Raw genomic sequence first — 10,401 nt, 5'->3', positions numbered from 1 at the left:
CTCTTTTCTAAGCCAAATTCTACGCCAGCTTTTGCCAGCTCAAATGTCGCATCTATAAATTTATACTCGCTGCTGATAAATGGTAAAAACATCGGTATCTCGGTGCAGCCTGCGATATAAACGTCAGCTTCAATGTTTGAAAGCACTTCATAAAATACCGGCACATACTCTTCTAATTTGCCAGCTTTGACACCTTTGTAGATGCACTCCATGATGACATCTTGCGTCTCTTTGCTAAAATCCACGCTCTTTAGCCCTCGCTCTTTTAAAATTTGATCATAAACGCCTGCCTTTTTTGTGCCACTTGTTGCGATAACAGCGATATTTTTAGCGTGCGGATATTTCTTTTGCAAGGCATCTACTGTAACTTTTGCAATGTGCAAAATTTTCACTCCAGCCTCTTTTTCGATGCTTGGGGCAAAGTAGTGAGCTGTGTTACAAGCCATTAGCATCGCCTCGCAGCCAGCATTTTTTAAAAGTTTAGCACTTTGAATTAGCTTTGGAAGCGGACTTTCTCCCTCACCCATGATAAATTTTGTCCTATCTTCTATCTGAGCGTATGAGTCGATAACGATGTGTAGGTGCTCTTGATCGCAAGTTGCTGGGGTTATATCGATGATCTTCTTGTATAAATCAGCCGTGGCAAGTGGTCCCATGCCGCCTATGATGCCTAATGTCTTCATAACTCCTCCAAATTAAAATTTTCAATAATTATAATATTAGTTTCTATATTTAAAAATAAAATTTCTAAATTTTCATTTGGTGTTGTAAAAATAGGGAGTAAGCACTTTAAGTTTTGAAGTAAATTTTAAGATAAAAAGGGGCGATTTGCCCCTTGAAAAATTCTATTATGAGTGGAAGTGAAATTCGTCTGGATGATCTAGTGCGTATCTAAATTTCTCCATATCGACCTTTTTATCCCAGATAGATACGATCATGCAGCCAACGGCATTACCGCAAAGGTTACCAACAGCACGCATCTCTGACATAAATTTATCAACGCCAAGTAGCACAGCCACGGTGACGACTGGTATGCCAGTGCTTGGGAGTGCGCTTAGTGTGCCAGCAAGGACGACAAAGCCCGATCCTGTAACGCCAACCGCGCCTTTACTTGTGATCATTAGCACGATTAGTATGCTTATTAGGTGCTCAAAACTTAGCGGGATGTTAAATGCTTGAGCTAAGAAGATGACGCTTAAGCTTAGATAGATGTTGGTGCAGTCAAGGTTAAATGAGTAGCCAGTCGGGATGATAAGGCCAACTGCGCCTCTATTTATGCCAGCTGCTTCTAGCTTTTGCATAAGTGGTGCAAGAGCTGTCTCGCTCGAGCTTGTCGCAAAAACGACCAAGACCTCTTTTGAGATAAAGCGCATAAATTTAAAGACATTGACCTTGGCAAAGTAGCAAATGACGCCAAGCACGACAAAGATGAAAAAGCAGCTTGCAAGTGCCATAACAACAAGAAGCTCCATCATACCAAGAAGCGTTCCGATGCCAAATTTACCGATCAAGTAAGCCATCGCTGAAAAGGCCGCCACTGGGCTAAATAGCATAAGCCAAGTAAGTAGCTTTAAGACGTAGTGCTGGATAAATTCAAGCGGTTTTAGACAAGCTTGCTTTTTATCATGAGCAAGTAGTGAAAGCACGATGGCAACGACTATCGCCATGAAAAGCACTTGAAGTGTATTTGACTTTATAAATGGATCAAGTATATGCACGTAAGGGAAGATGTCATCTACTGGCACAGCGCCTCTTAAAAGATGAAGTGTGTGTACTAAAAAGCCGCTATTTGCGTCCATATTTCCAGCTTGAGATGTAAATTTGGCCACACTTGAGGCGTCAAGCTGAGTGTAGTCAAGGTTCATGCCATGTCCTGGACGAAGCGTCTCGCCAAAGATGATACCAACAGCAAGAGCAAGCGTGCTAACTATCTCAAAGTAGATAAACGCCTTAAGTCCGATGGTGCCAAGATCTTTTAGGCTCTCAAGTCCGACGATGCCTGAGACGATCGTTAAAAAGATGATAGGGCCGATTAAAATTTTAAGGGCTTTTATAAAATAATCAATGCCTGGCTTGCTCGCTATGCCAAGCTCAGGTGCGACCATACCGACGATAACACCGCCAACTATACCTATCACAACCCAAATGGCGAGATTGGTAAATAGCCTCACAAAGAGACTTTTTTGCGTTTTTGCACTCTCCATAAATTCCCCTTTTATAGGCTCTGCTTGATCTCTGCTGAGAGGATCTTGTCGCCTTGCCTTATAGCATCAAGTACCTTTAAGCTCTCATCGTCAGCGCACTTTCCAAAGACTGTATGCACGCCGTCAAGATGAGGTTGCTTGCTGTGGCAGATGAAAAACTGTGATCCGCCAGTGTCGCGACCTGCATGAGCCATGCTAAGGCTGCCACGCTCGTGTTTTACCTTTTGGTTGTCGCATTCGCATTTTATCCTCCAGCCAGGACCGCCTGTACCTGTGCCATTTGGGCAGCCGCCTTGGATGACGAAATTTGGTATAACTCTGTGAAAATTTAGGCCATTATAAAAGCCTGTTTTTATCAAATGGACAAAATTTGCAACAGCTTGCGGTGCATCCTCGGCAAAAAGCTCAAGTTTGATATCGCCTTTTTCTGTCTTTAAAACCGCGAATTTATCTTTTTTTAGTTCGTCTAAATTTATATCATAAACTTTTAACTCATCAAAACGCATGTTGCTCCTTTTTACTCGATATTTGTATAAACTGCTTGGACGTCATCGTCGTCTTCTAGCTTGTCAAGAAGCCTTTCAACCTCAAGCATTTGCTCTTCATCTAGGCTCACGGTTTGATTTGGTAAATACTGAAGTGAAGCTTTTTTAACTACTAAATTTAGCTTTTCTATCCCTTCATGTAGTGTGCCAAAATTTGCATAGTCGCCATAAACATATAGCGTATCATCGTCAGCTTCGATATCGCTTAGGCCGTAGTCTATCAGCTCAAGCTCGATCTCTTCGACATCTGCGCTTGGTTTTTCAAGCTCAAAAACGCTCTTTCTTGTAAACATAAAGCTAAGGCTGCCACTTGGCAAAATTTCTCCGCCATTTTTGCTAAATATCGCTTTTACATTTGCAACTGTCCTTGTTGGGTTATCAGTAGCGCACTCGACGATGATTTGCACGCCGTGAGCTGCTTTGCCGTCATAAAAGATAGTCTTGATATCTGCGCTATCTTTGCCATTTGCTCTTTTTATAGCCGCATCGATGTTATCTTTTGGCATATTTTCAGCTTTTGCTGCTGCGATGGCTGCACGAAGTTTTGGGTTCATATCTGGATCACATCCGCCATCTTTTGCCGCTACTGTTATAGCCTTTGCAAGTTTTGGAAATACCTTGCTCATCTTATCCCATCTAGCTTCTTTTGCCGCTCTTCGGTACTCAAATGCTCGTCCCATAAATATCCTTAAATAAATTTTTTACGGATTATAACTAAAAAAATTTTATACTTTTTTAAAACATTTTTAGTTTGCCTGCTAAAGCGCTTAATTTGTAAATTTGAAAATAATATTTGGTAAAAATTTAAGCTAAAGGCATATAATCATACTCATGATAAAAAGTGCTCAAAAACAAGATGCAAAAATCTGCATAAAACTACTAAATTTAGCGATGGAGGACATCGCCTACAAGCTAAGTGGCTACGACGATCCTGCAAGAAGCGATGAAATTTTAGAGAAATTTTTTGTAAGCGAGATAAATAGACTTAGCTATAAAAATGTTTATGTCTATAGGCGTGACGAGCAGATAATCGCTGCTATGTGTGCTTATTTTGGTGGCGACGCGTGGCAGTTTGATAGAGAAATTTCTCAGCATCTAAAGGCGCTTGGCAAAGATGCCGAGGTAGAAAAAGAGTGCTTTGATGATGAGTTTTATATAGATAGCATTGCTGTGGATGAGAAATTTAGAGGCCAAGGGCTTGCAAAAGAGCTTATCTTGCACTCATTTGCCAAAGCAAAAGAGCTAGGACATAAAAAGGTCTCGCTGATAGTTGATGTAAATAAGCCAAAAGTTCGTAAATTTTACGAGAGCCTTGGCTTTAAATTTAACACCAAAAAGATCATAAATTTACACGAATACGACCACATGATAAAGGAGATAATATGAAAACATTTGAGGTAAATAACGTGCATTGCCAAAACTGCGCAAATACTATAAAAAACGCACTTGAAGATGACTTTGGCGAGATAAAAGTCGATCTTAGCAAAGAGCCAAGACAAGTAAGCCTTGATATAAAAGATGGCGATGTAGAGAAATTTAAATCAGAAATGGCTGATCTTGGATTTGACGTTATAAAGGAGCTTTGATATGCCTTTAAAAGTCAAGCTAAATATAGCGGGAATGAGCTGCGTAAATTGCTCAAACGCTATCGAGAAAGTTTCCAAAAAGATAGATGGAGTGCTTGAAGCAAATGTAAATTTTGCAAACGCAAGCGGTGAGTTTGTCCTAAAAGACGCCAGCGTGCGTGAAGTTTTAGAGCAAAAGATAAAGAAGCTTGGCTACTTTGTGGCGACAAATATTGATGAATTTGAAGCCAAAAGAGACGAGCATATAACCTTGATAAGAAATAAATTTATATTTGCATTTATCACAAGCATCGTGATAATGGCACTTGAGATATTCGCGCCTCATAACTTGCTAGTAAATTTACTCATGCTAGTTTTAGCGTTTTTGGTGCTAGCTTTTAGCGGCAAAGACTTCTTTGCTCACGCCATAGAGGCTGTTAAAAACAAAAACTACGATATGAACGTGCTTGTAGCTCTTGGAAGCGGCAGTGCGTTTTTATACTCGCTTTTTGTTGTGATCTTTTCAAATTTTATCCCAGATGATCTAAAAAACGTCTATATCTCGGGCGCAGCGATGATAATATCCTTTGTTTTGCTAGGTAAGTATCTTGAAGAGCGCTCAAAGGCAAAGGCAGGCGACTACCTAAAGACGCTACTTAAAATTTCGCCAAAGACCGCCTTTTTGGTTATGCCAGATGGAAATAGTAAAGAGGTAAATGTAAATGAGCTAAAAGTAGGCGACATCGTCATCGTAAAAAATGGCTACAACATCCCAAGTGATGGCGTGATAGTTCAAGGTGGCGCTGAGATAGATGCTTCTATGCTTACAGGAGAGAGCTTGCCAGTTTATAAAGAGGTGGGAGATAGCGTGTTTGCCGGCACTCTAAACACAAATGGCTACATAAGCGTCAAGGTAACAAAGAGTTCTTTTGAAAGCTTGCTATCTCAAATTTTAAACCTACTAAGCGACGCTAGCTCCAAAAAGATGCCTATCGGACGGCTGGCTGACAAGATAGCAAACATCTTTGTACCAAGTGTGGTGGCGATCTCAGTTCTTACATTTTTAATATGGATAATTTTTAGTGGAAATTTCGCCTATGCGATCTCTAGCGCGATCTGCGTGCTTATCATCTCATGCCCATGCGCACTAGGACTTGCCACGCCAATAGCAATCGTAAGCTCTCTTGCTCGCGGCGCAAAAGCTGGGATTTTGGTGAAAAATCCAGAGGTTTTGGAGCTTATAAAAGATGCTAAATTTGTAGCATTTGACAAAACTGGCACGCTAAGTAAGGGGCTAATTAGCGTCAAAAGTTCAAATTTGAGCGAAAAAGAGCTAGAGCTAGTGGCATCTGCTGAAAATTTAAGCGAGCATCCGATCTCAAAAGCGATCGTAAGATACGCAAAACAAAATTACATAAATTTACAAAAGCTAAATGGCAAATTCCAAAACGTAGTTGGTCAAGGCATCGTCTATGAAGACGAGAGTAACAAGATAATAATAGGTAACGAAAAGCTGCTCGCAGCAAACGATATCTTGCTAAATGAAGCAGATAGTGAAGCGATAAAAGAGGCTGCAAATGATGGAAGCGGCGTCATACTTTGTGCGCTAAATCAAAAATTTAGTGGCTTTTTAACGCTAAGCGATGAGCTAAAAAATGAAGCAAATGACGTTATAAACGATCTTTCAAGGCTAAATTTACAAAGCGTGATCCTCTCAGGTGATGATAAAAAAGTAGTGGCAAATATCGCTAGCAAGCTAAATGTGAGCGAATATTATGCAAATATGCTGCCTGAGGACAAATTTAACAAGGTAAAAGAGCTCATGAGCCGAGGTGGCGTGATCTTTGTAGGGGACGGCATAAACGACTCGCCATCACTTAAAGAAGCAAGTGTTGGCATCGCTATGAACTCAGGCTCAGACATCGCTAAAGGCGCTGGCGATATCGTGCTTGTAAAAAACGATCTGCGTGGCGTAAGTGGGCTTGTAAAGCTTGCAAATGCGACTATTGCTAACATAAAAGAGAATTTGTTTTGGGCATTTATGTATAACGCCATTTGCATACCAGTGGCTGCTGGCGTGCTCTATCCGGTATTTGGGCTGCTTTTAAGCCCAGTTTATGGCTCTATGGCGATGTGCTTAAGCTCGGTCACTGTCGTGCTAAATGCGCTTAGACTTAGATATTTGAAGCTTAAGGACTAAATTTGAGACTTGGAGAGCTTTACAGCGTCGTAGCTGCTGCACTTGCTACAAATTTTAATGGCATCTTGGGCGTCTCATCTTTTATGCGTATCAAAAAGACAAGTGCGTGGATAACGCAGACAAAGAGTGATGCGAACGTAAAAGGAAATGAGCTTTACGCTAAATTTATCAAAGATGAGAGCAGTGCAGCTCTGTGTGATGATTTTGTCATTTTAAAGGCAAAATTTGAAGCAAGCTACTATTTTTCAAGTGCAAAAGATGATTTGGCACAATTTTACAAGGCTATAAATTTTGAGCCAAAAATGGGTGAGGTTGATAGCATCTCAAATCAGCTCATTTTGATAGCAAATATCTTAAAAAAAGAGGCGACAAAAGAGTCTATGCAACTTCTTGCTGCTTTTAGCCTCTCATTTTTCTTACCTTATGCCGAGCAACTTGCAAAAGAGCTTGAACAAAACGCTAGCAGTAACTTCTATAAATCAATGGGATACTTTTTAGAGGATTTTTGTTTGGTTTTAAAAACTATTATCGGTAAGGCTTAGTCTTAAGCCTGTACCATTTCTGTCATCTGAGTTTTAATGCTTAAAATGTTATTCTGAATGCTTGATTGTTCTAAATTTAGATGATGAAGCATCTGCATAGAATCACGATCTTTCAGGTTCTGGATGCTTGAAATTTGATCAGCTATATCGCTTCTTTGATCTTGTAATTTTTCTAAATTTTTTTGTAACTCTGTGACATCTTCTTTTCTAATAATTGTAGGTTTTTGTCTAACTTCTTCTCTTTGTTCGACATGCACATCATTACTTCTAACGATATCTTTTGTGCCATAACCAGAAGATACTAATATGCTGGTTTTAGCGCTACTTGATGATATAGATGTGTAGCCGTTATGATAGAAAACATTTGAGTTCATATTTGCATCTATTTGCATATCGTCCTTCCTTTTTAGTTTATTTCTTCATTTAAAACTATATCGGCAATAAATCAAAAAACTTGAAATAGTTTTTAAAAAGTTGCTGGGCGAATTATATTTTAATAACCTTAAATGTAAATTATATATATAACTTTTTTACTACTATAGCATAATTTTTATATTACATTTCACTCTTTTGACCAAAAATTTATTTTTAAAATGCTCGTAAAAGCCTAGTTAAGCACCATTTTGTTAAAATCACGCAAAACTAATCAAAGGCAAAGCTATGAAAAAAGATGAAAATGCACATAAAAAGATGTGGGAGGGCAGATTTAGCGAGGCTAGCTCGAAGTTGCTCGAGGAGTTTAACGCTTCTATAAATTTTGATAAAAATCTTTTTGAAGAGGACATTGCTGGCAGTAAGGCGCATGCAAAGATGCTTGGAGTTTGTGGAATTTTAAAAAAAGATGAGTCAGAGGCGATCATAAAAGGGCTTGATGAGGTTTTGGCTGAGATAAGAGCTGGTAAATTTGTTTTTAAGATAGAGGATGAGGATATCCATATGGCCGTTGAAAAGCGTCTTAGCCAGATCATCGGAGCTGAGCTTGGCGGCAGACTTCACACAGCTAGAAGCAGAAACGACCAAGTCGCACTTGATTTTAAATTTTACGTTTTGAAGAAAAATTTAGAAATTTCATCACTCATCAAAGAGCTCATCGCCACGCTTACAAATTTAGCCAAAAACCACAAAGATACGCTAATGCCAGGCTACACGCACCTTCAGCATGCCCAGCCAGTAAGCCTTAGCTACCATTTGCTAGCATACGCGTTTATGTTTAAGAGGGATTTTGAGCGTTTTGTTAGCTCGTATGAACGAAATAACCTAAGTCCGCTTGGCTCAGCAGCCCTTGCAGGCACGCCGCATAAGATAGATAGGAGCATCGTTGCAAGCGAGCTTGGCTTTGCAGGCTGCACGCAAAATGCGATGGATAGCGTGAGCGACCGCGACTATGCGCTGGAGATTTTATTTAACATTAGTGTTTTTATGACGCACGCTTCTAGACTTTGCGAGGAGCTCATACTCTGGAGCTCGCAAGAATTTGGCTTTGTAAGCATTAGCGACGCTTATAGCACAGGCAGCTCCATCATGCCCCAAAAGAAAAACCCAGACGTCGCTGAACTCATACGCGGTAAAACTGGGCGTGTAAATGGAAATTTAGTAGCGCTACTAACTACGATGAAAGGCTTGCCACTTGCTTATAATAAAGATATGCAAGAAGATAAAGAGGGCGTTTTTGATAGCGTTGCGACCATTTTAAGCTCGGCTACTATCCTAAATGAGATGATAAAAACGGCTAAATTTAATGAAAAAAATATGCTAAAAGCGACAAAAACAGGGCATCTAAGTGCAACTGATCTGGCGGACTATCTAGTGCGTGAGAAAAATATCCCATTTAGAACGGCGCATTTTATCACCGGAAAAGCTGTGGCAAAGGCTGAAAGTTTGGGGCTTGATCTAAGTGAGCTAAATTATGAGCAGCTAAAAAGTATCGATGAAAATTTAGATGAAAATGCCATTAAGTTTCTAGATCTGCACGCTTCAAAAGAGGCCCGCACTTCAAAAGGCGGCACGGCAAACAAAAGCGTTGAAGAGCAAATTAAAATTTTAGACGACTGGCTTAAGTAAAAAGAGTTATAATTACGCGTAATTTACAAATTTTAAAGGATGAAAAATGTTTTTTGACAGCAAAAATAAAGAGCTTGGCAGTAAAAATGAAGCTTTAGAAAGAGAAAATGAAGCTTTAAAGGCTGAAATTTTAGCACTTAAAAATGAGCTAAAAAATGCCAAAACTTGCGAGCCAAAAGAGCAAGCTAAGGATAAGCAAGAGGCTGTAAATTTGCTGCTTACTAGCTATCAAGATGGTATGAATTTCTTGCAATCAACCATCGAAGAAAATTTAAAAATGCTTGAAAATATAAACCATTTAAATGAAAAAACATTCAAAGAAACAGGCGAGCTCAAGTCTCAAACGGCTGAAATTTTAAGCTCGATCGAGCAAGTGAGCCAGATGAGCGGTGACCTCTCAAACGATGCCTCTTCGCTTGATGGAAGCGTAAATTCTATCGTTGAGATCATAAATCTCATAAAAGACATCTCGGATCAGACAAATTTGCTAGCTCTAAATGCTGCTATCGAGGCGGCTCGTGCGGGCGAGCATGGACGAGGCTTTGCGGTCGTTGCAGATGAGGTTAGAAAGCTTGCAGAGCGCACGCAAAAGGCGACACTTGAGGTTGAAGTAAATATAAATGGCCTTAAACAAAGTGCGAACACAATGATCGAAATGAGTGAGAATTTCTCTAAAATTTCAGCAAATGCGATGCAAATTTTAGGTGGCTTTGAGGGCAATATCTCAAGCGTAAATACCAACACTCAAAACATCCTAAATCAAGCCTTAAACGTAACAAATGAGGTCAATGTCAGTAACGGCAAGATAGATCACATCAATATGAAGCTAAATGGCTATAGAGGCGTTTTACTTGGCGAGATAAATAAAATTCAAGACGTGCATGAGTGTAGATTTGGCAAGTGGTATGAAAAGGATGTGAAAAATACCATCATAAAAGATCCAAGAACCCTCTCAAGCATAGCTGCGCACCACGAAAATGTCCATCATGGACTAGATAAGGCTATGGCGGTTTTTGCTGATAAAGATAAGGGACATTTAGCAGGTGTCGAGATACTAAAAGATGTCGAGCACTCAAGTAAAGCTGGCTTTGAAGAGTTACTTGAAGCGGTAAAAGCTGCTAGGAAGTAAATTTATTTAAATTTAGATGTTTTAAAAGTAAAAATTTGAAGTGAAATTTAGACTCAAAAAGAGTCTAAATTTTATTTTTAAAATGTGCTTTGTGGATCAGCTACGCCTTCGCTCCAGCCAAGTTTTGCGCCAGCAAGTAGGTGAAAGTGTAGGTG

11 protein-coding genes and 1 pseudogene are annotated in these 10,401 nt (G+C 39.7%); 7 read left to right on the top strand and 5 right to left on the bottom strand.

The annotated features are described in order from the left end of the window. From CYP77_RS03485 to CYP77_RS03470, 4 genes are all read right to left on the bottom strand, one after another. Positions 1–683: aspartate/glutamate racemase family protein (locus tag CYP77_RS03485; RefSeq protein WP_103599691.1), on the bottom strand; the 683-nt coding region annotated here is incomplete at its 3' end. A 165-nt stretch (positions 684–848) separates the two neighbouring features. Next, a complete protein-coding gene (locus CYP77_RS03480) occupies positions 849–2,204 on the bottom strand; it encodes a cation:dicarboxylate symporter family transporter (protein ID WP_103567572.1) in 1,356 nt (451 codons plus the stop codon). 11 nt (positions 2,205–2,215) lie between these two features. Then, positions 2,216–2,710 (bottom strand): peptidylprolyl isomerase, encoded by a 495-nt coding sequence (locus CYP77_RS03475; RefSeq protein ID WP_103558829.1) that lies wholly within the window; start codon positions 2,708–2,710, stop codon positions 2,216–2,218. Between the two features lie 11 nt (positions 2,711–2,721). After that, positions 2,722–3,429, bottom strand: a complete 708-nt coding sequence (locus tag CYP77_RS03470) for a YebC/PmpR family DNA-binding transcriptional regulator (protein WP_103567571.1) — start codon at positions 3,427–3,429, stop codon at positions 2,722–2,724. A 151-nt stretch (positions 3,430–3,580) separates the two neighbouring features. Here CYP77_RS03470 and CYP77_RS03465 point away from each other — a divergent pair, with 151 nt between their 5' ends. The 4 genes from CYP77_RS03465 to CYP77_RS03450 are packed head-to-tail and all read left to right on the top strand — an operon-like array spanning position 3,581 to position 7,056. Further along, positions 3,581–4,135, top strand: coding sequence for a GNAT family N-acetyltransferase (locus CYP77_RS03465; protein ID WP_103567570.1), 555 nt, complete (start codon positions 3,581–3,583; stop codon positions 4,133–4,135). Continuing rightward, positions 4,132–4,335: a heavy-metal-associated domain-containing protein gene (locus CYP77_RS03460; protein WP_004317198.1), complete on the top strand. Its 204-nt coding sequence runs from the start codon at positions 4,132–4,134 to the stop codon at positions 4,333–4,335. The genes CYP77_RS03465 and CYP77_RS03460 overlap by 4 nt, the downstream gene beginning before the upstream one ends. A gap of 1 nt (position 4,336) precedes the next feature. Continuing rightward, positions 4,337–6,514, top strand: coding sequence for a heavy metal translocating P-type ATPase (locus tag CYP77_RS03455; protein WP_103567569.1), 2,178 nt, complete (start codon positions 4,337–4,339; stop codon positions 6,512–6,514). Between the two features lie 2 nt (positions 6,515–6,516). Continuing rightward, a complete protein-coding gene (locus CYP77_RS03450; protein ID WP_103567568.1) occupies positions 6,517–7,056 on the top strand; it encodes an oxidoreductase in 540 nt (179 codons plus the stop codon). A gap of 2 nt (positions 7,057–7,058) precedes the next feature. Here CYP77_RS03450 and CYP77_RS03445 read toward each other — a convergent pair whose 3' ends face one another. Beyond that, on the bottom strand, positions 7,059–7,448 hold the full coding sequence (locus CYP77_RS03445) for a hypothetical protein (RefSeq protein WP_103567567.1): 390 nt from the start codon (positions 7,446–7,448) through the stop codon (positions 7,059–7,061). A 268-nt stretch (positions 7,449–7,716) separates the two neighbouring features. Between CYP77_RS03445 and argH the strand changes: the two genes are divergently transcribed. From argH to CYP77_RS10330, 3 genes and pseudogenes are all read left to right on the top strand, one after another. Beyond that, positions 7,717–9,117, top strand: a complete 1,401-nt coding sequence (gene argH / locus CYP77_RS03440) for an argininosuccinate lyase (protein WP_103567566.1) — start codon at positions 7,717–7,719, stop codon at positions 9,115–9,117. A 457-nt stretch (positions 9,118–9,574) separates the two neighbouring features. Further along, positions 9,575–9,883 (top strand): annotated as a pseudogene (locus CYP77_RS10335) (methyl-accepting chemotaxis protein); the annotation flags it as partial. A gap of 54 nt (positions 9,884–9,937) precedes the next feature. After that, positions 9,938–10,246, top strand: coding sequence for a CZB domain-containing protein (locus tag CYP77_RS10330; RefSeq protein WP_410002968.1), 309 nt, complete (start codon positions 9,938–9,940; stop codon positions 10,244–10,246). Positions 10,247–10,401: the final 155 nt, after the last annotated feature.

The sequence above is a fragment of the Campylobacter concisus genome (assembly GCF_002913865.1).
GTDB classification, from domain to species: domain Bacteria; phylum Campylobacterota; class Campylobacteria; order Campylobacterales; family Campylobacteraceae; genus Campylobacter_A; species Campylobacter_A concisus_AM.
This window is presented reverse-complemented; position numbering and strand designations above follow the sequence as displayed.

Coding starts and splice junctions, on each gene's coding strand:
- CYP77_RS03480 (WP_103567572.1), bottom strand. CDS start 2,204: ATGGAGAGTGCAAAAACGCAAAAAAGTCTCTTTGTGAGGCTATTTACC.
- CYP77_RS03475 (WP_103558829.1), bottom strand. CDS start 2,710: ATGCGTTTTGATGAGTTAAAAGTTTATGATATAAATTTAGACGAACTA.
- CYP77_RS03470 (WP_103567571.1), bottom strand. CDS start 3,429: ATGGGACGAGCATTTGAGTACCGAAGAGCGGCAAAAGAAGCTAGATGG.
- CYP77_RS03465 (WP_103567570.1), top strand. CDS start 3,581: ATGATAAAAAGTGCTCAAAAACAAGATGCAAAAATCTGCATAAAACTA.
- CYP77_RS03460 (WP_004317198.1), top strand. CDS start 4,132: ATGAAAACATTTGAGGTAAATAACGTGCATTGCCAAAACTGCGCAAAT.
- CYP77_RS03455 (WP_103567569.1), top strand. CDS start 4,337: ATGCCTTTAAAAGTCAAGCTAAATATAGCGGGAATGAGCTGCGTAAAT.
- CYP77_RS03445 (WP_103567567.1), bottom strand. CDS start 7,448: ATGCAAATAGATGCAAATATGAACTCAAATGTTTTCTATCATAACGGC.
- argH (WP_103567566.1), top strand. CDS start 7,717: ATGAAAAAAGATGAAAATGCACATAAAAAGATGTGGGAGGGCAGATTT.
- CYP77_RS10330 (WP_410002968.1), top strand. CDS start 9,938: ATGAAGCTAAATGGCTATAGAGGCGTTTTACTTGGCGAGATAAATAAA.